Source organism: Bradyrhizobium sp. USDA 4369, assembly GCF_054056435.1.
The window spans coordinates 4,732,747-4,758,423 of record NZ_JBSRYH010000001.1; the positions used below are offsets into that span (position 1 = coordinate 4,732,747).

32 protein-coding genes are annotated in these 25,677 nt (G+C 64.4%); 25 read left to right on the top strand and 7 right to left on the bottom strand.

Annotated features, from left to right (window positions below; translation table 11 throughout):
* The first annotated feature begins 5 nt into the window (after nt 1-5).
* Nucleotides 6-1,331, top strand: a complete 1,326-nt coding sequence (sufD, locus tag ACVIJ6_RS21280; protein ID WP_456774293.1) for a Fe-S cluster assembly protein SufD — start codon at nt 6-8, stop codon at nt 1,329-1,331.
* A 3-nt stretch (nt 1,332-1,334) separates the two neighbouring features.
* Nucleotides 1,335-2,576: a cysteine desulfurase gene (locus ACVIJ6_RS21285; protein ID WP_456774294.1), complete on the top strand. Its 1,242-nt coding sequence runs from the start codon at nt 1,335-1,337 to the stop codon at nt 2,574-2,576.
* Between the two features lie 259 nt (nt 2,577-2,835).
* On the opposite strand, the gene ACVIJ6_RS21290 is transcribed toward ACVIJ6_RS21285, so the two are convergent.
* Together ACVIJ6_RS21290 and ACVIJ6_RS21295 are read right to left on the bottom strand one after the other, a co-directional pair.
* Nucleotides 2,836-3,294 carry a SufE family protein gene (locus tag ACVIJ6_RS21290; protein ID WP_456774295.1) on the bottom strand — a complete coding sequence of 153 codons (459 nt, stop codon included), beginning with the start codon at nt 3,292-3,294 and terminating at the stop codon, nt 2,836-2,838.
* 36 nt (nt 3,295-3,330) lie between these two features.
* The gene (locus ACVIJ6_RS21295) at nt 3,331-3,729 is read right to left on the bottom strand and encodes a response regulator (RefSeq protein WP_456774296.1); all 399 of its coding nucleotides are present in this window, start codon (nt 3,727-3,729) and stop codon (nt 3,331-3,333) included.
* A gap of 475 nt (nt 3,730-4,204) precedes the next feature.
* Between ACVIJ6_RS21295 and nifH the strand changes: the two genes are divergently transcribed.
* The 10 genes from nifH (at nt 4,205) to hspQ (ending at nt 13,291) form a co-directional block, all read left to right on the top strand.
* Nucleotides 4,205-5,092, top strand: coding sequence for a nitrogenase iron protein (nifH, locus tag ACVIJ6_RS21300; RefSeq protein WP_006609655.1), 888 nt, complete (start codon nt 4,205-4,207; stop codon nt 5,090-5,092).
* Between the two features lie 70 nt (nt 5,093-5,162).
* Nucleotides 5,163-6,665 carry a nitrogenase molybdenum-iron protein alpha chain gene (gene nifD, locus ACVIJ6_RS21305; RefSeq protein WP_456774297.1) on the top strand — a complete coding sequence of 501 codons (1,503 nt, stop codon included), beginning with the start codon at nt 5,163-5,165 and terminating at the stop codon, nt 6,663-6,665.
* An 83-nt stretch (nt 6,666-6,748) separates the two neighbouring features.
* Nucleotides 6,749-8,308, top strand: coding sequence for a nitrogenase molybdenum-iron protein subunit beta (gene nifK / locus ACVIJ6_RS21310; protein WP_456774298.1), 1,560 nt, complete (start codon nt 6,749-6,751; stop codon nt 8,306-8,308).
* Between the two features lie 131 nt (nt 8,309-8,439).
* On the top strand, nt 8,440-10,113 hold the full coding sequence (nifE, locus tag ACVIJ6_RS21315) for a nitrogenase iron-molybdenum cofactor biosynthesis protein NifE (protein WP_456774299.1): 1,674 nt from the start codon (nt 8,440-8,442) through the stop codon (nt 10,111-10,113).
* Between the two features lie 10 nt (nt 10,114-10,123).
* Entirely contained in the window at nt 10,124-11,518 is a 1,395-nt protein-coding gene (gene nifN, locus ACVIJ6_RS21320; RefSeq protein WP_456774300.1) for a nitrogenase iron-molybdenum cofactor biosynthesis protein NifN, read from the top strand.
* A gap of 25 nt (nt 11,519-11,543) precedes the next feature.
* Entirely contained in the window at nt 11,544-11,939 is a 396-nt protein-coding gene (nifX, locus tag ACVIJ6_RS21325; protein ID WP_456774301.1) for a nitrogen fixation protein NifX, read from the top strand.
* A gap of 10 nt (nt 11,940-11,949) precedes the next feature.
* On the top strand, nt 11,950-12,420 hold the full coding sequence (locus ACVIJ6_RS21330; RefSeq protein WP_456774302.1) for a NifX-associated nitrogen fixation protein: 471 nt from the start codon (nt 11,950-11,952) through the stop codon (nt 12,418-12,420).
* 16 nt (nt 12,421-12,436) lie between these two features.
* The gene (locus tag ACVIJ6_RS21335) at nt 12,437-12,637 is read left to right on the top strand and encodes a CCE_0567 family metalloprotein (protein ID WP_012045814.1); all 201 of its coding nucleotides are present in this window, start codon (nt 12,437-12,439) and stop codon (nt 12,635-12,637) included.
* A 22-nt stretch (nt 12,638-12,659) separates the two neighbouring features.
* Nucleotides 12,660-12,947: a ferredoxin III, nif-specific gene (gene fdxB, locus ACVIJ6_RS21340; protein ID WP_008960273.1), complete on the top strand. Its 288-nt coding sequence runs from the start codon at nt 12,660-12,662 to the stop codon at nt 12,945-12,947.
* A 17-nt stretch (nt 12,948-12,964) separates the two neighbouring features.
* Complete coding sequence (hspQ, locus tag ACVIJ6_RS21345; RefSeq protein WP_456774303.1) at nt 12,965-13,291, top strand: heat shock protein HspQ; 327 nt, start codon at nt 12,965-12,967, stop codon at nt 13,289-13,291.
* A 371-nt stretch (nt 13,292-13,662) separates the two neighbouring features.
* On the opposite strand, the gene ACVIJ6_RS21350 is transcribed toward hspQ, so the two are convergent.
* The 3 genes from ACVIJ6_RS21350 to ACVIJ6_RS21360 are packed head-to-tail and all read right to left on the bottom strand — an operon-like array spanning nt 13,663 to nt 15,372.
* The gene (locus tag ACVIJ6_RS21350; RefSeq protein ID WP_012045811.1) at nt 13,663-13,980 is read right to left on the bottom strand and encodes a hypothetical protein; all 318 of its coding nucleotides are present in this window, start codon (nt 13,978-13,980) and stop codon (nt 13,663-13,665) included.
* A 31-nt stretch (nt 13,981-14,011) separates the two neighbouring features.
* Nucleotides 14,012-14,863 carry a sulfurtransferase gene (locus tag ACVIJ6_RS21355; protein ID WP_456774304.1) on the bottom strand — a complete coding sequence of 284 codons (852 nt, stop codon included), beginning with the start codon at nt 14,861-14,863 and terminating at the stop codon, nt 14,012-14,014.
* Nucleotides 14,864-14,913: 50 nt separating this feature from the next.
* Complete coding sequence (locus ACVIJ6_RS21360; RefSeq protein WP_456774305.1) at nt 14,914-15,372, bottom strand: hypothetical protein; 459 nt, start codon at nt 15,370-15,372, stop codon at nt 14,914-14,916.
* Between the two features lie 199 nt (nt 15,373-15,571).
* Between ACVIJ6_RS21360 and ACVIJ6_RS21365 the strand changes: the two genes are divergently transcribed.
* The gene (locus ACVIJ6_RS21365) at nt 15,572-15,991 is read left to right on the top strand and encodes a Rieske (2Fe-2S) protein (protein ID WP_456777045.1); all 420 of its coding nucleotides are present in this window, start codon (nt 15,572-15,574) and stop codon (nt 15,989-15,991) included.
* A 228-nt stretch (nt 15,992-16,219) separates the two neighbouring features.
* Here ACVIJ6_RS21365 and ACVIJ6_RS21370 read toward each other — a convergent pair whose 3' ends face one another.
* Both ACVIJ6_RS21370 and ACVIJ6_RS21375 read right to left on the bottom strand, forming a co-directional pair.
* Nucleotides 16,220-17,221 (bottom strand): IS5 family transposase, encoded by a 1,002-nt coding sequence (locus tag ACVIJ6_RS21370; protein ID WP_456774306.1) that lies wholly within the window; start codon nt 17,219-17,221, stop codon nt 16,220-16,222.
* Nucleotides 17,222-17,468: 247 nt separating this feature from the next.
* Nucleotides 17,469-18,077, bottom strand: a complete 609-nt coding sequence (locus ACVIJ6_RS21375) for a hypothetical protein (protein WP_456774307.1) — start codon at nt 18,075-18,077, stop codon at nt 17,469-17,471.
* Nucleotides 18,078-18,402: 325 nt separating this feature from the next.
* Between ACVIJ6_RS21375 and ACVIJ6_RS21380 the strand changes: the two genes are divergently transcribed.
* The 12 genes from ACVIJ6_RS21380 to ACVIJ6_RS21435 all read left to right on the top strand — a co-directional run bounded on the left by ACVIJ6_RS21380 (nt 18,403) and on the right by ACVIJ6_RS21435 (nt 25,671).
* Nucleotides 18,403-18,723, top strand: coding sequence for a HesB/IscA family protein (locus ACVIJ6_RS21380; protein ID WP_008960276.1), 321 nt, complete (start codon nt 18,403-18,405; stop codon nt 18,721-18,723).
* A gap of 29 nt (nt 18,724-18,752) precedes the next feature.
* The gene (locus tag ACVIJ6_RS21385) at nt 18,753-19,043 is read left to right on the top strand and encodes a NifU family protein (protein ID WP_172115359.1); all 291 of its coding nucleotides are present in this window, start codon (nt 18,753-18,755) and stop codon (nt 19,041-19,043) included.
* A 9-nt stretch (nt 19,044-19,052) separates the two neighbouring features.
* Entirely contained in the window at nt 19,053-20,267 is a 1,215-nt protein-coding gene (gene nifS / locus ACVIJ6_RS21390) for a cysteine desulfurase NifS (protein ID WP_456774308.1), read from the top strand.
* The gene (gene nifT, locus ACVIJ6_RS21395) at nt 20,264-20,485 is read left to right on the top strand and encodes a putative nitrogen fixation protein NifT (protein ID WP_012029022.1); all 222 of its coding nucleotides are present in this window, start codon (nt 20,264-20,266) and stop codon (nt 20,483-20,485) included. Before nifS ends, nifT begins: the two co-directional genes overlap by 4 nt.
* Nucleotides 20,485-21,351 (top strand): SIR2 family NAD-dependent protein deacylase, encoded by an 867-nt coding sequence (locus tag ACVIJ6_RS21400; protein WP_456774309.1) that lies wholly within the window; start codon nt 20,485-20,487, stop codon nt 21,349-21,351. The genes nifT and ACVIJ6_RS21400 overlap by 1 nt, the downstream gene beginning before the upstream one ends.
* Before the next feature lie 261 nt (nt 21,352-21,612).
* Nucleotides 21,613-23,175, top strand: a complete 1,563-nt coding sequence (gene nifB / locus ACVIJ6_RS21405) for a nitrogenase cofactor biosynthesis protein NifB (RefSeq protein ID WP_456774310.1) — start codon at nt 21,613-21,615, stop codon at nt 23,173-23,175.
* A gap of 55 nt (nt 23,176-23,230) precedes the next feature.
* Entirely contained in the window at nt 23,231-23,455 is a 225-nt protein-coding gene (locus tag ACVIJ6_RS21410) for a YfhL family 4Fe-4S dicluster ferredoxin (protein WP_006609676.1), read from the top strand.
* 10 nt (nt 23,456-23,465) lie between these two features.
* The gene (locus ACVIJ6_RS21415) at nt 23,466-23,795 is read left to right on the top strand and encodes a HesB/IscA family protein (RefSeq protein ID WP_456774311.1); all 330 of its coding nucleotides are present in this window, start codon (nt 23,466-23,468) and stop codon (nt 23,793-23,795) included.
* Nucleotides 23,796-23,806: 11 nt separating this feature from the next.
* Nucleotides 23,807-24,340: a hypothetical protein gene (locus ACVIJ6_RS21420; RefSeq protein WP_456774312.1), complete on the top strand. Its 534-nt coding sequence runs from the start codon at nt 23,807-23,809 to the stop codon at nt 24,338-24,340.
* Complete coding sequence (locus tag ACVIJ6_RS21425) at nt 24,333-25,106, top strand: 4Fe4S-binding leucine-rich repeat protein (RefSeq protein ID WP_456774313.1); 774 nt, start codon at nt 24,333-24,335, stop codon at nt 25,104-25,106. The genes ACVIJ6_RS21420 and ACVIJ6_RS21425 overlap by 8 nt, the downstream gene beginning before the upstream one ends.
* Entirely contained in the window at nt 25,103-25,426 is a 324-nt protein-coding gene (locus ACVIJ6_RS21430; RefSeq protein ID WP_012045798.1) for a nitrogen fixation protein NifZ, read from the top strand. The genes ACVIJ6_RS21425 and ACVIJ6_RS21430 overlap by 4 nt, the downstream gene beginning before the upstream one ends.
* Nucleotides 25,423-25,671, top strand: a complete 249-nt coding sequence (locus ACVIJ6_RS21435) for a nitrogen fixation protein NifZ (RefSeq protein WP_456774314.1) — start codon at nt 25,423-25,425, stop codon at nt 25,669-25,671. The genes ACVIJ6_RS21430 and ACVIJ6_RS21435 overlap by 4 nt, the downstream gene beginning before the upstream one ends.
* The last annotated feature ends 6 nt before the right edge of the window (nt 25,672-25,677 follow it).

Genomic DNA, 25,677 nt, shown 5'->3' on the forward strand with positions numbered 1-25,677 from the left:
GCAGGATGGGCGTCGCGATCCGCAAGACCAAGGCCGAGCTCGGACTGGCCGATCTGTATCAGGGCGCCCGCCGCTATCTGCCGGGCGGTGAGGAGATCACGGCGGTGCGTGCCGCAGCCTTCGACCGCTTCGACGCGGTCGGCCTCCCGCACCGGCGCGTCGAGGCCTGGCGCTACACTGATCTGCGCACGCAGATGAAGGAGGCCAAGCGACTCGCCTCGCTGCCCGACGATGCCGCCAAGACGAAAGCGCGCGAAGCGAGCGATCTGTTCGCGGGCGCCGGCTTCCGCAAGCTTGTCATCGTCGACGGCGCCTTCGTGCCAGAGCTGTCCGATCTCGCGGGTCTCGAGCCGGGCCTGACGATCCAGCCGATGGCCGATGCGCTGGCGGCCGACAAGCCGCTGCTGTTGCAGCGCCTCGGCCCCGTGGTGCCGGACGACGATCCGGCACTGGCGCTCAACACCGCGCTGGCCGCCAATGGCGTCGTGATCCTGGTCGCGCCGGGCACCGCGGTGAGCCGGCCGATCCATGTCGCCTTCGTCACGACCAATTGGGTCGCGACCTCGATGTTCACGCGCTCGCAGGTCAACATCGGCGCGGGCGCCAGCGCCACCATCGTCGAGTCGCATCAGGGGCCCGACGGCACCGAATATCAGGTCAACACCGCGATGCAGCTCATCGTCGGCGACGAGGCGCGGATCGACCACGTCAAGGTCGTGATCGAGGGCAACAGCGCGCTGCACATCTCCTCGCTGCTCGCCAATATCGGCGCACGCGCGACCTTCAACCAGCTCGGCTTCGTCGCCGGCGGCAGCCTGGTGCGCAACCAGCTGTTTGTGCACATCGCGGGGGAGGGCACCGTGGTCGACATCCGCGGCGGCTCGCTGCTGTCGGGCGCCCAGCATGCCGACACCACGCTCGCGATCGAGCATGCCGCCGAGAACTGCCAGAGCCGCGAGACCTTCAAGGCCGTGGTCGGCGACACCGCGCGGGCGGTGTTCCAGGGCAAGATCACGGTCAGCCCGGGCGCGCAGAAGACCGACGCCAAGATGATGTCGCGCGCGCTGCTGCTCTCCGACGAGGCCGAGGCCGACAGCAAGCCGGAGCTCGAGATCTTCGCCGACGACGTGCAGTGCGGCCACGGCACCACGACCGGCGCGATCGATGATGAGCTCTTGTTCTACCTGATGGCGCGCGGCATTCCGCCCAATGAGGCCAAGGCGCTGCTGATCCAGGCGTTCGTCGGCGAGATCATCGAGGGCGCGGCCGATGAGAGCGTGCGGGCGGCGCTGACGGAGGCGATGCTGGGCTGGCTCGGACGACGGGAGTAGATGATGCATGCAGCGGTGCAGGGAAGCGGCTACGACGTGGGCCGCATCCGCGCGGATTTCCCCATCCTCGGCATGCAGGTGCACGGCAAGCCACTGGTGTATCTCGACAACGCCGCCTCGGCGCAGAAGCCCCAGGCCGTGCTCGATCGGATGAACCAGGTCTACACCTTCGAATACGCCAATGTGCATCGCGGGCTGCATTATCTCGCCAATGCGGCGACCGAGGCCTATGAGGGCGCACGCGCCAAGGTCGCGAGATTCCTCAACGCCGAAAGCCCCGAGCAGATCATCTTCACCCGCGGCGCCACGGAAGCCGTGAACCTGGTGGCGCAGACCTTCGGCCGCGAGCGGATCGGGCCGGGCGACGAGATCGTGCTCTCGATCATGGAGCACCACGCCAATATCATCCCCTGGCATTTCCTCCGGGAGCGCCAGGGCGCCGTGATCAAATGGGCCCCCGTCGACGACGCCGGCAACTTCCTGCTCGACGAGTTCGAGAAGCTGCTGACGCCGCGCACCAAGATGGTGGCGATGACGCAGATGTCGAACGTGCTCGGCACGGTCGTTCCGGTGAAGGACGTCATCCGCATCGCGCATGCGCGCGGTATCCCCGTGCTGATCGACGGTTCTCAGGCGGCCGTGCATATGGAGGTCGATGTCCGCGATCTCGACGCGGATTTCTACTGCATTACGGGGCACAAGATCTACGGCCCGACCGGGATCGGCGCGCTCTACGGCAAGCGCGAACTCCTGGCATCGATGCCGCCATTCAATGGCGGCGGCGAAATGATCCGCGAGGTGTCGCGGGACTGGGTCACCTATGGCGATCCGCCGCACCGCTTCGAGGCCGGCACGCCGCCGATCGTGGAAGCGGCCGGGCTGGGGGCGGCGATCGACTACGTCGCCTCGATCGGCAAGCAGCGCATCGCCGCGCATGAGCATGATCTGGTGGTTTACGCCACCGAGCAACTGCGCGAGATCAATTCGCTGCGCATCATCGGCAACGCCGCCGACAAGGGCGCCATCGTCTCGTTCGAGATGCAGGGCGCCCACGCCCACGACTTCGCCACCGTCATCGACCGCTCCGGCGTCGCGGTACGCGCCGGCACCCATTGCGCGATGCCGCTGCTGGAACGCTTCGGCGTCACCGCCACCTGCCGCGCCTCCTTCGCGATGTACAATACGCGGGAGGAGGTCGATGCGCTGGTGCGCGCGCTGAAGAGGGCGCAGGAGTTCTTCTCGTAGCGGCTTGCGCCGCTCTTACTGATCACCAAGAAGCGCTGCCCATGAATGCGCCCCCTCCCCTTGTGGGAGAGGGCGGCACCGTTGTCAGCTTCAGACTCCCTCGGGTGAGTGGTGGTGTCCGCACACGACCGTCTGAATTTGCCGACAGAACCCCTCACCCGGTAGCCTTCGGCTGCCACCCTCTCCCACAAGGGGAGAGGGTGCACCGAGTTCGGTGCGACATGCGCGACTAATTAAATCAGCAATCGAACAATCAAACCTACGCCGCCGCCGCCAGCGCCGCCTTCGCATCCGCCTTGATGCGGCTGACCATCGAGCGGAAGCCGTTGGAACGCTGCGGCGTCAAATGCTCGCGCAGTCCGAGCGTCTCGAACAGGGCGATTGGATCGGCAGCGAGGATCTCGGATGCTGTGCGCCCCGAAACCATTGCCAGCAGGATCGCCACCAGGCCGCGCACGATATGGGCGTCGCTGTCGCCAATGAAATCGAGCACTGGTGCGGCGCCGTGACGCACCGACGTGGCGACCCAGACCTGGCTGGTGCAGCCCTGCACCTTGTTGGCGTCAGTGCGATCGGCGTCCGGCAGCGGTGCAAGGCCGCGTCCGAGCTCAATGACATAGCGGTAGCGGTCATCCCAATCGTCCAGGACGGCGAAGTTCTCGACGATGTCGGCAATGTCGGGAGTTCCCGGCGCGGCGGTCTGGGTCAGCTGCAACATGATCTTCTCCTGGTCATTTGCTGGAGGCCTTGGACATCACGACGATGTCGCCAGGCTGGGCTCCGTCCCGCGCCGCGCCAGCACCGTATCGACGGCATGGGTCACGCCGTCGAAGGTGATCGGCTTCGCTATAATGGCCTCGGCGCCCTGGCGCAGCCCGGCCAGCGCCAGCGGCGACCTGGTCGATCCGGCAACGACGATGATGCCGGCTTGATGCAGCTTCCTGGCGAGCACGCCGACCATCTCGGCGCCGCCATCCTCCAGGATGCTGCTGCCGACGAGCACCGCGTCGGGCGTGGCCCGCGCCGCCTTGCTCAGCGCATCCGCGGTCTCTGCGAATGTGAAGGTCTCGTGGCGCTCACTGAGGATATAGCCGAGCGCCGACCGGATCACCTGATCTGCTTCGATGACGAAGACGCATGCCTTGTCCGACATCAAAATACTCCTGCTGCCCGTTCGGAAACGGGTTTGATCTACATCAAGCAAACTCCGTACCGCGCCCCTTGGCCTGTTAGCTCAGACAGCAGCGACCGGCGATGACCGGAGCTCGGCTTTGCGGCTGCGAAGCCAGCGCTGCGGAGCCACAGCTGCGATGCCATGTGTCGTTTCGAACAGCACGGCCCGGGAGCGTCGGGTGAAAAACCCCGATGTCGGGTTTGCAACAACTCCATCCTAGCCTCGACGTTGGCCGCATCTCTTTCAAAAGACGGCCTTTTTAACGATTCCAAAGCTCTGGCACAGCCGTTGCAAAACTCTGATCAGGCAATGGTTGAGGGCTGAGTGCACGCCGACGCTTCGGACGAGCGATGCTCTCCTTCCCAATAACCCGTCTGCCGGTTCTGGAGAGAGGACGCGTTCTCGTCATGCAAGGCGCATGCGGGACATTGGCAATCGGTTGATGGAGAGCAGAATGTCATCACTTCGACAAATCGCATTCTACGGCAAAGGCGGCATCGGCAAATCGACGACGTCGCAGAACACGCTCGCGGCGCTGGCGGAGATGGGTCACCGGATCCTGATCGTTGGCTGCGACCCCAAGGCGGATTCGACCCGCCTGATCCTGCACGCCAAGGCGCAGGACACCATCCTCAGCCTGGCCGCTGCCGCGGGCAGCGTCGAGGATCTCGAGATCGAAGAGGTCATGAAGGTCGGCTATCGCGACATCCGTTGCGTCGAGTCCGGCGGTCCGGAGCCGGGCGTCGGCTGCGCCGGCCGCGGCGTCATCACCTCGATCAACTTCCTGGAAGAGAACGGCGCCTATGAGGACATCGACTACGTGTCCTACGACGTGCTCGGCGACGTGGTCTGCGGCGGCTTCGCGATGCCGATCCGCGAGAACAAGGCGCAGGAGATCTACATCGTGATGTCCGGCGAGATGATGGCGATGTATGCCGCCAACAACATCTCCAAGGGCATTCTGAAATATGCCAATTCCGGCGGCGTGCGCCTGGGCGGCCTGGTCTGCAACGAGCGCCAGACCGACAAGGAGCTCGAGCTGGCGGAAGCGCTCGCCAAGAAGCTCGGCACCCAGCTGATCTACTTCGTGCCGCGCGACAACATCGTGCAGCACGCCGAGCTGCGCCGCATGACGGTTCTGGAATATGCGCCGGAGTCGGTGCAGGCCAACCACTACCGTAACCTGGCGACCAAGATCCACGGCAATGCCGGCAAGGGCATCATCCCGACGCCGATCACGATGGACGAGCTCGAGGACATGCTGATGGAGCACGGCATCATGAAGGCGGTGGACGAGAGCCAGATCGGAAAGACTGCCGCCGAACTCGCCGCAACGGCGTAACCGCCACCGGCCACCCGGTCCTTTCGGAAGGGCCGGGCGGTCCCCGCAACCGATCATCGAGGAAAGCCAGATGAGCGTTACCGAGAAACAAAGCGTGGCCGAGATCAAGGCGCGCAACAAGGAATTGATCGCCGAGGTCCTCAAGGTCTATCCCGAGAAGACCGCCAAGCGTCGCGCCAAGCATCTCAACGTCCACGAGTCCGGCAAGTCGGACTGCGGCGTCAAGTCGAACATCAAGTCGATCCCCGGCGTCATGACCATCCGCGGCTGCGCCTATGCCGGCTCGAAGGGCGTGGTGTGGGGCCCGATCAAGGACATGATCCACATCAGCCACGGCCCGGTCGGCTGCGGCCAGTACTCCTGGGCGGCGCGCCGCAACTACTATATCGGCACGACCGGCATCGACACCTTCGTGACGATGCAGTTCACCTCCGACTTCCAGGAAAAGGACATCGTCTTCGGCGGCGACAAGAAACTCGCCAAGATTATGGACGAGATCCAGGAGCTGTTCCCGCTGAACAACGGCATCACCGTGCAGTCGGAATGCCCGATCGGCCTGATCGGCGACGACATCGAGGCGGTCTCCAAGGTCAAGTCGAAGGAATATGACGGCAAGACCATCGTTCCTGTCCGTTGCGAAGGCTTCCGCGGTGTCTCCCAGTCGCTGGGGCACCACATTGCCAACGACGCGATCCGGGACTGGGTGTTCGACAAGCTGCCGGCCGACGCCGCGCCGCGGTTCGAGCCGTCCGATTACGATGTCGCGATCATCGGCGACTACAATATCGGCGGCGATGCCTGGTCGTCGCGCATCCTGCTCGAGGAGATGGGCCTGCGCGTGATCGCCCAGTGGTCGGGCGACGGATCGCTGGCAGAGCTCGAGGCGACGCCGAAGGCGAAGCTCAACGTGCTGCACTGTTACCGTTCGATGAACTACATCTCGCGGCATATGGAAGAGAAGTTCGGTATTCCGTGGTGCGAATACAATTTCTTCGGACCGAGCAAGATCGCCGAATCCCTGCGCAAGATCGCCAGCTATTTCGACGACAAGATCAAGGAAGGTGCCGAGCGCGTCATCGCCAAGTACCAGCCGCTGATGGACGCCGTGATCGCCAAGTACCGGCCGCGCCTCGAAGGCAAGACCGTGATGCTGTTCGTCGGCGGCCTACGTCCGCGCCACGTGATCGGCGCCTATGAGGACCTCGGCATGGAGGTCGTCGGCACCGGCTACGAGTTCGCCCACAATGACGACTATCAGCGCACCGCTCAGCACTACGTCAAGGACGGCACGCTGATCTATGACGACGTGACCGGCTACGAGTTCGAGAAGTTCGTCGAAAAGGTCCAGCCGGACCTCGTCGGCTCGGGCATCAAGGAAAAGTACGTCTTCCAGAAGATGGGCGTGCCGTTCCGCCAGATGCACTCCTGGGACTACTCCGGTCCCTACCATGGCTATGACGGGTTCGCGATCTTCGCCCGCGACATGGACATGGCCATCAACTCGCCGGTCTGGAAGATGACCAAGGCGCCCTGGAAGCAGGCGCCCAAGCCCTTGCTCCAGGCGGCCGAGTAATCACCACCACCCACGGCCTGGCTCTCCTTCGGCGGAGAGCCAGCGCTCCCTGATCGACACAGGAACATAGAGAGGGTACTCCCATGACGCAGTCTGCCGAACATGTGCTCGATCACTTCGAGCTTTTCCGTGGTCCCGAATACCAGCAGATGCTGGCGAACAAGAAGAAGATGTTCGAGAACCCGCGCGACCCCGCCGAGGTCGAGCGCATCCGTGAATGGGCCAAGACGCCCGAATATCGCGAGAAGAACTTCGCCCGCGAGGCGCTGACGGTCAATCCGGCCAAGGCCTGCCAGCCGCTCGGCGCGGTGTTCGTCGCCGTCGGCTTCGAAAGCACGTTGCCGTTCGTGCACGGCTCGCAGGGCTGCGTGGCCTATTATCGCAGCCATCTGTCGCGCCACTTCAAGGAGCCGAGCTCCTGCGTGTCGTCGTCGATGACCGAGGACGCGGCCGTGTTCGGCGGCCTCAACAACATGATCGACGGCCTCGCCAACGCCTACAACATGTACAAGCCGAAGATGATCGCGGTGTCGACCACCTGCATGGCGGAAGTCATCGGTGACGACCTCAACGCCTTCATCAAGACGTCCAAGGAGAAGGGCTCGGTTCCGGCCGAGTTCGACGTTCCCTTCGCTCATACGCCTGCCTTCGTCGGCAGCCACGTCACCGGCTACGACAATGCCATGAAGGGCATCCTGGAGCACTTCTGGGACGGCAAGGCCGGCACCGCGCCGAAGATCGAGCGCGTGGCCAACGAGAAGATCAACTTCATCGGCGGCTTCGACGGCTACACCGTCGGCAATCTGCGCGAAGTGAAGCACATCTTCGAGGAGATGGGGATCGCCTACACCATCCTCGGCGACAATTCGAACGTGTTCGACACGCCGACGGACGGCGAGTTCCGCATGTATGAGGGCGGCACCACCCTGGAGGATGCCGCCAACGCCGTTCACGCCAAGGCGACCATCTCGATGCAGCATTATTGCACCGAGAAGACGCTGCCGTTCATCAAGAACCACGGCCAGGAAGTGGTCTCGTTCCACCATCCGGTCGGCGTGTCCGGCACCGACGCGTTCGTGATGGCGCTGTCGCGCATCTCGGGCAAGGAGATCCCGGAATCGCTCGCGCTCGAGCGCGGCCGGCTGGTCGACGCCATCGCCGACTCCAGCGCCCATATCCACGGCAAGAAGTTCGCGATCTACGGCGATCCGGACCTCTGCCTCGGCCTCGCGTCGTTCCTGCTGGAGCTCGGCGCCGAGCCGACCCACGTGCTCGCCACCAACGGCAACAAGGAATGGGCCGAGCGGGTGCAGGCGGTGTTCGATAGCTCGCCGTTCGGCAAGAACTGCCATGTGTATCCCGGCAAGGATCTCTGGCACATGCGCTCGCTGCTGTTCACCGAGCCGGTCGACTTCCTGATCGGCAACACCTACGGCAAATATCTGGAGCGCGACACCGGCACGCCGCTGATCCGCATCGGCTTCCCGATCTTCGATCGCCACCACAAGCACCGTTACCCGGTGTGGGGCTATCAGGGCGGCCTCAACGTGCTGGTCACGATCCTCGACAAGATCTTCGACGAGATCGACCGCAACACCAATGTGCCGGCCAAGTCGGACTACAGCTTCGACATCATTCGCTAAGGACGGCGCGCGGCGGCTCCCCAAGGGCCGCCGCGCTTCGTAAGGGGTCGACGAGGCTCAAGGGGAGGCGCGATGTGCCTGGGCTTAGTCTCTCGCAAGACGCGCACACGGTCCGCCAACAGGAGAAGCCCATGAGCTCGCTGTCTGCCACGATCCAGAACGTCTTCAACGAGCCGGGTTGCGGCAAGAACGCCAACAAGTCCGAGGCCGAGCGCAAGAAGGGCTGCACCAAGCAGCTGCAGCCAGGCGGCGCGGCCGGTGGCTGTGCCTTCGACGGCGCCAAGGTCGCATTGCAGCCGCTGACCGACGTCGCGCATCTCGTGCACGGACCGATCGCCTGCGAAGGGAATTCCTGGGACAACCGTGGTGCCGCGTCGTCAGGCTCGCAGATCTGGCGCACCGGTTTCACCACCGACATCAACGAGACCGACGTCGTGTTCGGCGGCGAGAAGCGCCTGTACAAGGCGATCAAGGAAATCATCGAGAAATACGATCCGCCGGCGGTGTTCGTCTACCAGACCTGCGTGCCCGCCATGACCGGCGACGATATCAATGCAGTGTGCAAGGCGGCCTCGGCGAAGTTCGGCAAGCCCTGCATTCCCGTCAATTCGCCCGGTTTCGTCGGTCCGAAGAACCTCGGCAACAAGCTCGCCGGCGAGGCGCTGCTCGACCATGTCATCGGCACGGTCGAGCCGGAGGTGACGACGCCCTACGACCTCAACATCATCGGCGAATACAATCTGTCCGGCGAGCTGTGGCAGGTGAAGCCGCTGTTCGACGAACTCGGCATCCGCATCTCCGCGTGCATCTCCGGCGACGGCCGCTACAAGGATGTGGCGTCGTCGCACCGCGCCCGCGCCGCGATGATGGTGTGCTCCAAGGCGATGATCAACGTCGCCCGCAAGATGGAGGAGCGCTACGGCATTCCGTTCTTCGAGGGCTCGTTCTACGGCATCCAGGACTCCTCGGACTCGCTGCGCGAGATCGCGCGTCTCCTGGTCGAGCGCGGCGCGCCGGCCGACCTGCTCGACCGCACCGAGGCGGTGATCGCGCGCGAGGAAGCCAAGGCCTGGGCGGCGATCGAGCCGTTTAAGAAGCGGCTCACCGGCAAGAAGGTGCTCTTGATCACCGGCGGCGTGAAGTCGTGGTCGGTGGTGGCGGCGCTGCAGGAGGCCGGCATGGAGCTGGTCGGCACCTCGGTCAAGAAGTCCACCAAGGAGGACAAGGAGCGCATCAAGGAGCTGATGGGCCAGGACGCGCACATGATCGACGACATGGCGCCGCGCGAAATGTACAAGATGCTGAAGGACGCCAAGGCCGACATCATGCTGTCGGGCGGCAAGTCGCAATTCGTCGCGCTGAAGGCGGCGATGCCCTGGCTCGACATCAACCAGGAGCGCTCCCACGCCTATATGGGCTATATCGGCATGGTGAAGCTGGTCGCCGAGATCGACAAGGCGATCTACAACCCGATGTGGGAGCAGCTGCGCAAGCGGGCGCCGTGGGAGACCGCCAGCAACACCTGGCAGGCCAGGGCGATCGCGCAGGCCAATGCCGAAGCGGCAGCGCTCGCCGCTGATCCCGTCGCTGCGGAAGCCGCGCGGCGCGCCAAGAAGATCTGCCACTGCAAGGCGGTCGATCTCGGCACCATCGAGGATGCGATCAAGGCGCATGCCCTGACCGACGTCGCCGGCGTCCGCACCCACACCAATGCCTCGGGTGGCTGCGGAGCCTGCGCCGGCCGGGTCGAGGACATCCTGGCCCGCGTCAGCGCGCCGGCCGAGCTGTTGCAGGCGGCGGAGTAGGGCGGCGCACATGGCCAAGGTCACCATTGGAAAGAAGGCCTGCGCGGTCAATCCGCTGAAGATGAGCCAGCCGATCGGCGGCTCGTTCGCGTTCCTCGGCCTGCGCGGGGCAATGCCGCTGCTGCACGGCTCGCAGGGCTGCACCTCGTTCGGCCTGACGCTGTTCGTGCGCCACTTCAAGGAAGCGGTGCCGATGCAGACCACGGCGATGAGCGAGGTCGCCACCGTGCTCGGCGGCTATGAGAATGTCGAGCAGGCGATCCTCAACATCTACAAGAAGCAGAAGCCGGAGATCATTGGCATCTGCTCGACCGGGGTCACCGAGACCAAGGGCGATGATGTCGACGGCTACATCAGACTGATCCGCGAGAAGCACCCGGAGCTCGCCAATTATCCGCTGGTCTACGTCTCGACGCCGGACTTCAAGGACGCCTTTCAGGACGGCTGGGACAAGACCGTGGCCAAGATGGTGGAGGTGCTGGTCGACAAGCCGACCTCGACCCGGCGCGATCCGGCCCGCGTCAACGTGCTGCCGGGCTGCCATCTGACGCCGGGTGACATCGAGGAGCTGCGCACCATCTTCGAGGATTTCGGCCTGGAGCCGTCGTTCCTGCCGGATATCGGCGGCTCGCTCGACGGCCATATCCCCGACGAGTTTACCCCGACCACGATCGGCGGCATCGGGCTGGAGGAAATCGCTGTCATGGGCAGCGCGAACTGGACGATCGCGATCGGTGCGCAGATGAAGCGCGCGGCCGAGGCGATGCAGGCCAGGACCGGCGTGCCGTACCGGCTGTTCGAGCGTCTCTGCGGCCTGCTGCCGAACGACGAGTTCATGTCTTTCCTCAGCGAGATCTCGGGACGTCCGGTGCCGGCGAAATATCGCCGGCAGCGCGGCCAGCTCGCGGACGCGATGCTGGATGCGCATTTCCACATCGGCGGCTGCAAGCTCGCCATCGGTGCCGAGCCGGACCTGCTGTTCGACGTCGCCAGCATGCTGCACGACATGGGCGCTGATATCGCGGTCGCCATCACCACGACGCAGTCGCCGGTGCTCGAGCGCATGCCGTGCGAGGAGGTGCTGATCGGCGATCTCGAAGATCTGGAGACGCTGGCCAAAGCGCGCGACTGCGGCCTGATGATGACGCATTCGCATGGCCGCCAGGCCGCCGCGCGGTTGAAGATCCCGTTCTACCGGATCGGTTTCCCGATGTTTGACCGGCTCGGGGCAGGGCATCTCTTGACGGTCGGCTATCGGGGCACCCGCGATCTGATCTTTGCGCTGGCCAATCTGATCATTGCCGATCGCGAGGACAACCATCAGCCGACGCCCGACACCTGGCTCGACCCATGGGCCGACCATCAGGCGCCGATCGACTCCGCCGTCGTGGCGCCGCTGCATTGACGCTTCAGGAGAAAGGACCGACGACATGAAAGTCGCATTCGCTACCCAGGATCTGAAACGCGTCGACGCCCATTTCGGCTGGGCCAAGAACATCGCGATCTACGATCTCGATCCCGAGGGCTATCGCTTCGTCGAGACGGTCGAGTTCGACGGCGATCTCAAGGAGGACGGCAACGAGGACAAGCTGGCGCCGAAGATCGAGGCGATCAAGGATTGCGCGATCCTCTATGTCGCCGCGATCGGCGGCTCCGGCGCGGCGCGCGTCGTCGCCAACAACATCCATCCGATGAAGGTCACCCAGCCTGAGGAGATCACGGATCTCCTCGGCAAGCTGCAGGCCGTGCTGAGGGGGACGCCGCCGCCATGGCTGCGCAAGGCGCTGGCCAAGGGTCAGGAACGCGCGCTCGATTTCGAGGAATGAGGAAACCAACATGTCTGATACCGCAGTCGTCGCAGAAGTCGTCCCGGCCGAGCAGCGGCCCTTCGTCAAGGAACTGATCAAGGTCTGGCGCGCCCAGGACACCCATGGCGCCTGGGAGGGCAAGAAGGACGTTGACTTGCTCGAGCCCTACATCCTGGACAAGGAGAAGCGGCGGGCGCTGCCGATCATCGGCGATCCAGATCCCGAGACGATCTGGCGCCTGGAGCTGTTCTTCAACGCGATCGCACTGTCGATCGAGAAGGCCACCGGCGTGATGATCTCGCCGATGCTGAAGATGAGCCATGAGGGGTTCGGCCGCATGGTGCTGATCGGCGGCCGGCTGATCGTGGTCAACAAGCAGCTCCGCGACGTGCACCGCTTCGGCTTCGATAATCTTGGCAAGCTGGCCGACGAGGGCGACAAATTCGTCAAGGCCGGCGTCGAGATGATCGAGAAGTTCAAGGACGTCGCGAAATACTAACGGCGAGGATGAGACGATGAGCGATTTGGATACCCTGAAGGCCGAGATCAAGAAGCTGTCGGCCCGCGCCATGGATGCCAAGATGAACCTGCACGATCTGTCGGAGGAGCTGCCCATCAACTGGGACCAGATCCTGCCGACCGCGCAGAAGGCGCACGAAGCGTTCGCCGAGCTGGAGAAGAAGCGGGCCGAGCTGAAGAAGCTCGAGACCGCGTGACCCTTTTCAAGGACCCGTCACCATGTCCAATTCAACCCGCGACGGCCGCGACTGGCGGCCGGATTATCTGGTCGCCATCGATGCCGCCAAATGCATCGGCTGCGGCCGCTGCTACAAGGTCTGTGGCCGCGAGGTCATGACCTTGAAGGGCATCAACGACGAGGGTGAGTTCGTCGAGCTCGACGATGACGAGGATGACGAGGTCGAGAAAAAGATCATGGTCATGCACGACACCGGCGCCTGCATCGGCTGCGGCGCCTGCGCCCGGGTCTGTCCGACCAATTGCCAGACCCATTCGCCGGCGGCGTAGCAACCGGACGTGCGGCCATGGTGCGGATGGAGGCAAAGTTCACGATCGGTCAGGTGACCCGGCACCGCGTCTACGATCTGCGCGGCGTCGTGTTCGACGTCGACCTGTCGTTCTCCGAGGACGAAGGCTGGCGCGCCATCACCATGGACGCCAGGCTCGACAAGGAGCAGCCGTTCTATTACCTGCTCGCCGAGAGCGGCGACAGCAGCTACATTGCCTATGTGCCCGAGCAGAACCTGCTGCCGGACGCCTCCGGCGAGCCGGTCAAGCATCCCGATATCGGCGAGCTGTTCGATGTCGACGACGACGGCAGCTACCACTATCGCGGGCGGATTTTTCAGTAGTCGATCATTTCAGTGGCCGTTCACAAGTCTCCCAGACGTCATTGCGAGGCGCCGCAGGCGACGAAGCAATCCAGAGTCCCAGCGTAGCTCTGGATTGCGTCGCTGTGCTCGCGATGACGACGCACCGTGGACCGACATCGCCGATATATTCACGCAGCCAGATGTTGAGCGTTCTCTTTCCGCCGTCATTCCGGGGCGCGCGCAGCGCGAGCCCGGAATCCATAGCCACGACCGACGATGAGGCGCGAGATGTATGTGGCGCTCATCTTCGAAAACAACACCCGTTCGTGGTTATGGATTCCGGGCTCATCGCTACGCGATGCCCCGGAATGACGGCGGAGAGATAGGAAGACGCCGTTGCCAGGCCGGACCTACTCGATCCCCTGTTCCCTAGCCTTCCACATCGCCGCGATCCGGAAGCGCTCGTTGATGGCGGCGGGGGTGGCGAGGATCTCGGCCTGGGCGGCGGCGAAGGCGCCCTCGACGATGGCCGCTTCGTCCTTCGTCAAGGTGATGCGGCCGGCCATGTGGGTGGCGTCGGGCGCGGCCTCCCAGATCTTGCGCCGGTTCGGATGCAGCTTGACCTCGACCAGCTCGAACGCCTCGAGCTCGCCCTCGAGACAGATCGCGAGCCCAATCACCTCGACCTTGCGGCCGTCCTGCGTGGTCTTGACCAGGGTCTTTGCCATGCTCGTACTCCCGTCATTGCTATCAGCTGGATCACGCCGCTGCGGCCGTATCGTCGAGCTGGCTCCATTCCGCCCAGGAGCCGTCATGGACGGCGGTGGTCGGAACGCCCAGCCGGTACAGCGCCAGCGCCAGCATGCAGGAGGTGATGCCGGAGGCGCAGCTGGTGACGATCGGCTTGCCGAGATCGATGCCGGCGGCCGTGACGCGTGCAGCGAGCGCGTCCGGGGCCAGCAGCACGCCGGTGTCGGGGTTGACCAGATCGGCCCAGGGCAGGTTGATCGCTCCGGGAATGTGGCCCTGGCGCTTGAAGGCGAAGACGTCCGCTTGTGTACCGTCGAACTTGCCTGGGCCGCGGGCATCGACCAGCTGTGCGCCGCTCTGCGCCAGCCGCTGCACGTCCGCCAGCGTCGCGACCAGGCCGGGCTGGAAATTCGCCGTGAAGCTCGCCGGCGCGGGACGCACCGGCGTCATTTCCGCGGGCCGCTTCTCCTTGGTCCACTTGCCGAAGCCGCCATCGAGCAGCGCGACATTGTCATGTCCGAACACGCGGAACATCCACCACACGCGCGCGGCCGCCGAGCCGCCATAATGGCGGTCATAGACGACGACGCGATCGGAATTGCCGATGCCGAGCAGTCCAACCTTGTGCGCGAAGTCCTCGACCGTCGGCAGCATGTGCGGCAGCGGGTTGGATTTGTCGGCGACCTGGTCGATGTCGAAATGCACCGAGCCCGGCAGATGCCGGCCGCGATATTGGGTGCGGCCGTCGAGATTGGTGCTCGGATGATGCCAGGTGCAGTCGAGGATCTTGACGGCGGGGTCGGTCAGGTGCTGCGTCAGCCATTCGGAGCTGACCAGGGCGCTCGATGTGTCTGTGCTCATATATGCGCTCGCGATTTGAAGAGCCAAGGGAAGGCTGACGCGGCAACGCGTCAGAGCGTCTTCGGCATCGGGTAGCCCGGGCGCGGACGGGTGTCGTAATATTCCGGGCGCTCCGGCCAGCCGCCATCGGCGATGATCTTGAAGGTGGCGACGGTGACCGGTGCGCCGGGCGAGCACGACACTTCGGTGAACTTGATCTCGCGGTCGCCGGGGCCGGCGGAGAAATCGGCGACCGTCGTCCCGTCGGCCTTGCGCGCCCGCGCGAAGCCGGGCGTGCCGACGGTGGCCGCCGGCACCGAGGCCGCGACGAAGTTCGGCTGCTCCAGGCCGTCCTTGGCCGGGCCGAAGGCGGGCGAGGCGAAGGTGAAGGTCGCCAGCACGCCGCTGCGATCGACCGCCTTGTCGGCCGTGGTCGGCCGCGCCACCGAGTAGACCGTCAAGGTGCCGCCATCCAGGGCCGCCTTGATGTCGTCGAGCGAGCTTTCGACGAAGTCCAGTGTCACGTTCATGTCGATCTCCTTACAAAGAAGCGCCTTTGCGGGAGAAATTTTCAAGTTCTGTGCCAGTCTCTCGCAAAAGCGAGAAAGACAGGTCGGGCGGCGGAGTTGCGCGAATCTTGCAATGTGGCCCCTCAGCGAGCCGACCGTCGCTCTCGCGGTGCTGAAAGCGGCGATGTCGGACATGCGCCAGACATCGATGAGGCCTGACATGACGACCGAGGTCGCTTACGCCATCTGCAGCTTCAACGACATACCGAGCCGCCGCGCGGTGGGCTTCCAGCTCATGATCGTGGCCGAGGACGGCAGCCAACGGCCCTGGCCGATCTTCGTCATCCGCTGGGGCAAGCAGGTGTTCGGCTATCTGAACATGTGCCCGCACGACAAGGTCAATCTCGACTGGGAGCGCAATCAGTTCCTGGACGGCAACGGCCTGCGCATCCTTTGCGGCAAGCACGGCTCGCTGTTCGAGATCGGCACCGGGCTCTGCGTCGACGGCCCCTGCAAGGGCGAAAGCCTGACGCCGGTGACGCTGACGGTCTTGGATGGCGACATCTGCGTGACCGGCGTGACGCTGGTCGAAGACGACGAGGAGGACGCCGAGACCGGCCTGCAATGCGAGGAAGGCTGAGATTTTGCACGAAGTCCCGGCACGAGGGCCGGGACTTCAGGTTGCACGAGACGACCGCTTCCAAAGTCCTGGCATATTGATCGTTTAGACCCGGCTGTCATCGTCCGCTTTCGCGAGGGCTTTGCAGAAGTTGGGCCGACAAGGTCTAGGGGCGGCCATGTCTTATTCGAGTAGATTAGCTCTCGAAGCATCGAAGACGATGCAGGGCCGATGGGCCCGGCACCTGGGTTAGACAGGGTGCAGGGTGATCCACCGCTTGAGGTTCATGGCTGTAATTGCGAGGTAGAAGGCCGCCGAATTCCGGGCGAGGCCGCGGTGTCGTGCCCGCGAAAAGCGATAGGTTTTCTTCAAGAGCGCAAACAGCGGCTCGACCGGCGCCCGGAGATAGGAAATCAACTCATTCCGGCGGGTCATCCATGGGCGCATCGGGTGCCAACGGTTGGCTCGGCGTGCGATTCCATCGCGGATACCGAGAGCCTTTAACTTCTCGCGACGAGCATTGCTGTCATAGGCCTTGTCAGCATAGACGGTCTTCTCGTCTCCGCAGATCAATGCGTTGGCAGGTACGGAATCGTTGATATTGGCAGGCGTGAAGGTCGCCCGCCGAATGATGCGGCTGCCTTGATCCATTGCGACATGCGCCTTGTAGCCGAAGAAATATTTACCTTCCTTCTTCGTCCAGGCGGCTTCCGGATCGAGGGGGCTTCTGATCAGCTTGCTCGCGGGTCTGCCGTCGGCGTCTGGAGGTGAAGGAGTATCCGGCGGTTCGGGCGCATTGACGGCCGACTTGACCAGCGAGGCGTCGATTAGGGTGCCGCGCTTCAGAACAAAGCCGGACGCCTCGATTTGCGCCGTGATTAAGGCAAAGACGCGCTCGGCCAATCCGCTCTTGGCCAGTTGCTCGCGGAAACGCCACAGCGTGGAATGATCTGGTACCCGATCGGACAGGGACAGCCCCAGGAAGCGCCTGAACGACAGCCGATCGACCAAGGCTTCCTCAAGGCCCGGATCAGACAGGCCATACCATTGCTGCAGCAACAGCGCCTTCAGGAGCGCCAGCGAAGGATACGCTGGCGCGCCCATGGACCCGCTGCGCAAGACACTCAGCAGCGCCTCGACAGCACTCCAATCGACCAACTCCGCTACGCGCTGCAATCCGGCATTCGCGCGCACAGCATCTCTGACCCGGTCATCGGTAAAGCTCAATTGGCCGATCTGCCGCTCCGCCATGATCTTCTCCCGCGAATCTCCATCAGAAGAGAAGCATCTGGCTGGACTTATGCAAAGCCCTCGCGAAGGCGGACAATCCAGTACGCTGTGACACCTCGGTTCAATAACTTCTGCCGCGGAGTACTGGATGCTCCGCCTTCGCGGAGCATGACAGCAGGTGGGAGGGCGCGAACTCAACCCCGAAACAATGGCTGGTCCTAACGAAACGCTCGTCGAGTTCACCCTGCATCTGAAGATCAGAGCGGCCTCACACCGGCCGGTTCTCGTTGCGGTTCTTGACCGGCTCCATCTTCGCGAGCGCGTCCGCGTAAGGAATGACCTCATAGGCCTCGCTGAACTGCTTGGCGGCGTCGAGCACGTAATCGAGCTTGCCGGCGGTGTCGAGCTTCTTGATGTCGTTCTTGTCGATCGAAAGCAGATCCATCATCTCTTTCCAGACCGTCGATTCATCGCACGGCAGGACATAGAACGTGACGTCGCCCATCTTGATGCGGTACTTCGCCAACAGGTCGATGTTGTTGCAGAACATGAAGTAGCTGCCGTCGGGCCGCAGCAGACCCTTGAGGATCTCGGCGGCCGTCTCGAGATAGGCCAGCGAATGGATGTAGCCGACGAGCACCGGAATTGTCGCCTCGCCGTCATGGACGATCGTCAGCACCTGCTCGATCGAGAAATCCGGCGGGCGCTTCTCGTCGGCGACCTGGGTCTGGAATTTCAAGGCGATGTCGCCGCGGAAGCCGAACCGTCCGGGCTTGGTGGTCGGTGCCTTCAGGACGGCGTTGAGCAACCGCCCCTCTTTGTCGAGCTGCGCGAGCGCGGTGGTCTCGATCGCAACCGTCTTCTCCAATGTCGTCATCAGCAATCCCCTCGCATGGTCTGGTGAGCCGTTCGCCGCACGGCGCGGTCAAAAACGGCGTGATGCAAATTGTCTGCCGACCTATCTCGCGGCTTGATTTGTCTGGTGTTTCGCCCGCAAGGCGCGCGGATTGTCGGATTTGCGCCAGGACCGCCCGCCGACAGTCCGGGGGGACACGACGCGAAGCGCCCCTGTCGGAAAGTCGACACGCGTCGGAAACGCCACAGCGACACTGCAAAAAGCCAAGTGCTTTCAGCTCATTGCTGCATGGCACGAGACTTGCCAATCCCACCCGCAACAGCCGAACGGGAAAGGCGAGACGATGATGATCAATCTGACCGACAGCGCCATCAATGCGGTGCGCAACGCGATCACCACCTCCGACAAGCCGGTCGACGGCCTCAGGATCATGGTCGAAGCCGGCGGCTGCGCCGGGCTCAAATACAATATGGGCCTCGTCAGCGGCAGCGAGCCGGAGGACACCGTGATCGAGCGTGAGGGCGTGCGCGTACTCGTCGATCACAAGAGCCTCGAATATCTCGAAGGCACGACGATCGACTTCGTCGTCGCGCTCGAAGGCTCCGGCTTCACCTTCGAGAACCCGAACGCCAAGTCCAGCTGCGGCTGCGGCAAGTCGTTCGCCTGATCCCCGCAACATTCGAGAGAAGTGACATCATGCTGGTTGAAACCCAGGGCATCGTCGAAGCGCCGGCTCAGATGAGCGAGCGTGAGCGGATCATCCGGGCCGTGATCGAGGAGGTCCGTCCGAACCTCAAGCGCGACGGCGGTGATTGCGAGCTCGTCGAGATCGACGGCAACAAGATCATGGTCAAGCTCGCCGGCGCCTGCATCTTCTGCAAGCTCGCCAGCGCGACCCTGGAGGGCATCCAGGCCCGCATGATCGAGAAGCTCGGCGAGTTCGTCCGTCTCGTTCCCGTGGCCGGCGCTCCTAAGGCGCGGCATTAAGGAGCGGCCTTGCGTCCGGTCTATCTCGACAACAACGCGACGACACGTGTCGACCCCGCCGTCGTCGCGGCGATGTTGCCGTTCTTCTCGGACCAGTTCGGCAATGCCTCGTCCTCGCATGCCTTCGGCAGCGAGGTAGCGGGCGCCGTCCGCCAGGCGCGCAAGAGTCTGCAGGCGCTGCTGGGCGCCGCCTTCGATCACGAGATCGTCTTCACCTCGGGCGGGACGGAATCCGACAACACCGCGTTGCTGTCGGCGCTGGAGACGCAGGACGGCCGGGACGAGATCGTCACCACGGCGGTCGAGCATCCCGCGATCCTGTCGCTGGTCGATCAGCTCAGGGACAGACGTGACGTGACGGTGCATCTGATCGGCGTCGACGCCGCCGGCCGCCTCGATCTCGACGCCTACAAGCGCGCGCTCGGGCCGCGCACCGCGATCGCTTCGGTGATGTGGGCCAATAACGAGACCGGGACGCTGTTTCCCATTCCGGAGCTGGCCAAGCTCGCGCATGACGCGGGGGCGCTGTTTCATACCGACGCCGTCCAGGCTGTCGGCAAGATCGCGATCGATCTGAAATCGGCCGGCGTCGACATGCTGTCGCTGTCCGGCCACAAGTTGCACGGGCCCAAGGGCATCGGTGCGCTCTATGTCAGGAAGGGCACGCCGTTCGCGCCGCTCGTGCGCGGTGGCCCGCAGGAGCGCCGCCGCCGCGGCGGCACCGAGAACGTGCCCGCGATCATCGGTCTCGGCAAGGCGGCCGAGCTGGCCGCACATCATCTCGCCGACGAGCAGGGCCGCGTGCGCGCGCTGCGCGACCGGCTGGAGCAGGGCATCATCCAGGGCGTCGGCCATTGCGCCGTGCTCGGCGATCCCGCGCAGCGGCTGCCGAACACGGCGAACATCGCCTTCCAGCATCTTGAAGGCGAGCCCATCGTCTTGCGCCTGAACCAGGCCGGCATCGCGGCCTCGCTCGGCTCTGCCTGCGCGTCCGGCTCGATGGAGCCGTCGCATGTGCTGCGCGCCATGAACGTGCCGCCGGATTTTTTGCGCGGCGCCGTTCGTTTCTCGCTGTCGCGTGAGACCACGGACGACGACATCACGCGCGTGCTGCAGGTCCTGCCCGACATCGTCGGCCGGCTGCGCGAGAGCTCGCCGGCCTGGCTGCAGCACCATCCCACGCCATCGGCGGACGTCCTTCGCCCCACGGAGCTCACGCAATGAAAGTCATGATCCGCCGCTCGCCGGAAACCGGCCTCTCGATCTACGTCCCGAAAAAGGACCTGGAGGAGCCGATCGTCGAGACCGAGCACGAGACCTTGTGGGGCGGCTGGATCCGCATCGCCAATGGCTGGGTGCTCGAGCTGCCGCAGATGGCCGCCGACACGCGGCTGCCGATCACGATCAATGCGCGCAAGCGCGGTGGAGAAGGGGACGAGTGATGAATGCGCCGCTTCCTCATATCGACATTCTCAAGCAGGCCGACGCCGAGGCGCTGCTGAAGGACGTCGTCGCCCGGCTGAAGGCCGGCAAGGTCGTCCCGTTCCTCGGCCCTGCGGTCTCGGAACAGTCCGGTGCTCCGGTGCCGATGAATCCGGAAGCGCTGGCGGCGTTCTTCGGCACCAAGGTGGCGCTGCCGCGCCGGGCCAAGGGCAATGCCTGGGCCTCGGCGCAGCACATCGAGAGCACGCGCCACCGCTCCACGGTGACGGCGCTGATGGCCGAAGCGTTCGCAGCCCCCGTCGCGCCGACGCCGTTGCAGAAGCACCTGGCAATGCTGCCGCTGCCGATGATCGTCGACAGCTGGTATGACGGCGCCATGCGGACGGCGCTGGCCGGGCGCAGCGATTGGGGCGAGGTGCAGGGCATCACCCGTGCCGGCATCGGCGAGGACCGCTGGTATCGCTTCTACGATGCGTCCGGTGCCGAGGCCGACCGTGAGAAGGCTGGCGGCTGGACCACGCTGCTCTACAAGCCGCATGGCGGCATCACGCCGGCCAAGAACTTCCTGATCACCGATGCCGACTATGTCGAGGTCCTGACCGATATCGACATCCAGACGCCGATTCCGGATACCGTGAAGGATCGCCGCACCGATCGCGGCTTCCTGTTCATCGGCTGCCGCTTCAACGACCAGCTGCTGCGCACCTATGGGCGCCAGGTCATCAAGCGCTCCGGCACTGAGCATTACGTCCTGGTCGAGCCGGACTCGCTGTCGAAGAACGAGCTGAAATTCTTCATCGCCGAACGGCTGACGCCGATCGCAATTCCACTCGCGCGGGCGACCGAGATCATCATCGGCGGCTGAACGCGGTCCCTCACCATTACGAACAGCGCGGCCACAAGCCGCGCTGTTCTGCTGTGCGTTCCGGGTCCGCATCAGAGTCTGTAACGTTTCTAACAACGCATCAAACGAGAGGCTTTCGCATGTTGGCAAGGCGACAGCCGCGATGATTTTGCTAAGGCGTTGATAGTTCGGAGAAATGATCTTGTCCGCGGCGTGGCACGCGAGTTGCTGAACCCAAGACCAAGGCGGTTTGCGGCTCGCCAGCAACGTTAAGGAGCGGACATGGACGCGTCAGTGCAGCACGAACAGGCGACGATACCGGACGGCGACAAGCTGAGCTCGGTGATGCAGACCATCGCAGAGCACAAGGGCTGCGGCACCTCGGGCGGTAGCGGCAAGGCGAGCTGCGGCTCAGGTGCCGGCGAGAACGACCTGCCGCCGGAGATCTGGGAAAAGGTGAAGAACCATCCCTGCTACAGCGAGGAGGCGCATCATCACTATGCGCGTATGCATGTCGCCGTGGCGCCGGCCTGCAACATCCAGTGCAATTACTGCAACCGCAAATATGATTGCGCCAACGAGTCGCGTCCGGGCGTCGTCAGCGAGAAGCTGACGCCCGAGCAGGCCGCCAAGAAAGTGCTCGCCGTCGCCTCGACCATTCCGCAGATGACCGTGCTCGGCATTGCCGGCCCGGGCGATCCGCTCGCCAACCCCGAGAAGACCTTTAAGACCTTCGAGCTGATCGCGCGCACCGCGCCCGACATCAAGCTGTGTCTCTCGACCAACGGTCTCGCGCTGCCCGACCATGTCGACACCATCGCCGGCTTCAATGTCGACCACGTCACGATCACCATCAACATGGTCGATCCCGAGATCGGCGCCAAGATCTATCCCTGGGTGTTCTGGAAGCACAAGCGCTACACCGGCGTCGAGGCGGCCAAGCTGCTCACCGACCGCCAGCTGCAGGGTCTGGAGATGCTGACCGAGCGCGGCATCCTCTGCAAGGTCAACTCGGTGATGATCCCAGGCGTCAACGACAAGCACCTGGTCGAGGTCAACCGAGCGGTGAAGTCGCGCGGCGCCTTCCTGCACAACATCATGCCGCTGATCTCCTCGCCGGAGCACGGCACCGTGTTCGGCCTGACCGGCCAGCGCGGCCCGACCGCGCAGGAGCTCAAGGCGCTGCAGGACGAGTGCGAAGGCGAGATGAACATGATGCGGCATTGCCGCCAGTGCCGCGCCGACGCCGTCGGCCTGCTCGGCGAGGATCGCTCCGCCGAGTTCACCACCGACAAGATCATGGCGATGGAGGTGAACTACGACATCGACAGCCGCAAGGCCTATCAGGAGGCGGTCGAGAGCGAGCGCGTCGCCAAGGTCGTCGCCCGCCAGGAGGAGCTGGCCTCGCTCGCCGGCCAGTCCAGCGACGTCAAGCTCCTGGTCGCGGTCGCGACCAAGGGCTCGGGCCTGATCAACGAGCATTTCGGCCACGCCAAGGAGTTCCAGGTCTACGAACTCTCCACCGCCGGTGCGAAGTTCGTCGGTCACCGCCGCGTCGACCTGTACTGCCAGGGCGGCTATGGCGACGAGGACAGCCTGGAGACCGTGATCCGCGCCATCAACGACTGCCATGCGGTGTTCGTGGCCAAGATCGGCGGCTGCCCGAAGAGCGACCTGCAGGCCGCCGGCATCGAGCCGGTCGATCAGTTCGCCCATGAGTTCATCGAGAAATCGGCGATCGCCTGGTTCAAGAGCTATCTCGACAAGGTCAACAGCGGCGAGATCCAGCACGTCGTGCGCGGCGACGCCGAGATCCGCCAGGGGGCCCTGATCTCGGCAGCGTAACACGCGAATCCGGCGGCGCGCTGTCGCCGCCGGTCCCTTTCGACAGGAGCAATTCATGACGTTGAAGATCATTGCCTCGCAATGCACGAGCTGCTCGGCCTGCGAGCCCGAATGTCCGAACGTGGCGATCTCCGAGAAGAACGGCACCTTCGTGATCGACCCCAAGAAGTGCACCGAGTGCATCGGCCATTTCGACGAACCGCAATGCGCCGCCGTCTGCCCGGTCGACAACACCTGCGTGATCGACAACTCGTTCCCGCGCTATCAGCCGCCGGCCTGAGGAGATCCCGATGAACTTCACTCTCACGCCAGCCGCGCAGAAGTTCATGCGCATGATGCTGCGGGCCGACGGCACCGCGGGATCGGGCTTCCGCCTCGCCGTGTCGCCCGGCGGCTGTTCGGGTCTGGCCGCTGACATCAGCGTGCTCGCGACCCCGCAGCCCGGTGATGCGGTGGTCGAGCGTGACGGCGTCAAGCTGTTCCTGCCGGTCGAGAGCCGGCTGCTGCTCGACGGCGTGACCATCGACTTCGCCGATACCGCGACCCAGACCGGCCTGGTGTTCCACGATCCCAAGCAGGTGTCGTGCTCCAGCCACGCGCTGAAGGCGCTGCAGGACTAGGACAGCGAACCATGCCCACCGATGCCCGGCCCAGCTCCCAGACTGCCATCGAGGACGCGCTGCTTGCGGATGCGCTGCTCGGTGGTGGCCTGCCCGAGGAGGCCGAGCATCATCTCTGGCTGGCTGGACAGAGCTATCATGTCGATGAGGTTGCGGAGACGCATCTGAAGCAGGCCGAGGCGCTGGCGCCCGACCATGCGGCGGTCCTGATCGGCTTCTACCGCTTCTACTTCTACAAGGGGCGGCTGACCGACGCGCTGCGGATCGCCAAGCGCTGCCTGGCCAAGGCCGCGGTCGAGAACCATCTGCCGCCGCACTGGCGCGACGTCCGCCCCGACCATGCCGAGTTCGGCAGCTTCGATCACATGCTGCCGCGTTTCTTCATGTTCACGCTGAAGGGCTACGCGTATTTGCAGATGCGGCTCGGCAATCTCGTGGAGGGGCGGCTCGCGGTGCAGAAGCTGCTCGACCTCGATCCCAGCGACAAGATCGGCGCGCGGGTGCTGCTCGAGGTCGTCGACCGGGTGGAGCTCGATGATGAGTGACGACATCGACGAGGCCATCGACTGGCAGGGCCGCGAGATCAGCTGCGCCGGCTGCGCCCACGAGCAACTCAGCGCCGCCGGCGGCTGCCGGCTCCGGCACGCCTGCGTGCATGACCGCTATGCCCGGCGCATCGACCGCTTCTTCAACTGGAATCCGGCGCTTGCCAACGATTACGTCAAGCATCCGCATTTCGAGGTCCGCGCGATCGCCGCCAAGCACGCCAGTCCGTTCTATCTGCCGCCGCTGCTCGACGATCCCGAGGAGACCGTGCGCTGGAATGCGGCGCGGCGGCTGCCGAAGCGGCTCGTGCTACGGCTGCGCCACGATCCGCATCGCGAGGTCCGCATCCGTATCGCCACCGTGCTCGATCCGGAAGACCTGATGCCGATGATGATGGACGAGGATTATTACGTCCGTCTCGTCGTCGCGCGCCGGATCGTGCCGTCGGTGCTCGGCCGCATGATGGGCGACCCCGAGGCCGAGGTCCGCCGCGTCGTCGCCCGGCGCATCCCAAACGACTGGCTGCTCGGCATGATCAGCGATCCCGATGCCCGGGTGCGGCTGGAGATCGCAGAGCGCCTGGCGCCCGATCTGCTCACCGCGATGCGCAAGGACTCCGATTGGCGGGTCCGCCATGAGGTCGCGAGCCGGATCGCGCTCAGCGAGCTCCGCGAACTGGCGGGAGACGAGGATCCGCTGGTGAGGGAGATGGCTCGGGGCCGACTCGATAACCGTTCTGGAGCAGCGATGGAGAAACCGGCATGAGCAACATCGTTCGTGACAGCGAGGTGGTGGAACTGTCTGCGCCGCCATACTTCACCTTCGGCGAGAAGGTGAAGGCGAAGCGCACCATCCGCAACGACGGCACCTATGCGGGCAAGGAGATCGGCGAGATCCTCGCGAAGAAGGGCGAGATCGGCTACGTCGTCTCGATCGGTACGTTCCTGCAGCAGTTCTACATCTACGGCGTCGAGTTTCTCGAAAGCGGAAATCGCGTCGGCATGAAACGCAAGGAGCTCGAATCGACCGTTCCCCGCGGGGAGGTCGACGATGAGCTGCCGCTGCCGGGAGCCTATCAGTCATGATCGAGCCGCGTCTGCCGAAATATCAGTGGGGTCAGCGCGTCAAGGCGCTGATCGACCTCGTCAATGACGGCTCGTTCCCCAATGCGCCGGCTGAGGCCAAGCTCGTCGGCGTCGGCGATCTGGGCGAGATCGTGCAGGTCGGGACGCACACCGAAGCCAATGTGCCGATCTATCTGGTCGAGTTTGGCGAGCAGCTCGTCGTGGGCTGTCTCGAGGAGGAGATCGTCCCGGTTGAGGGGCGATGATCAGCC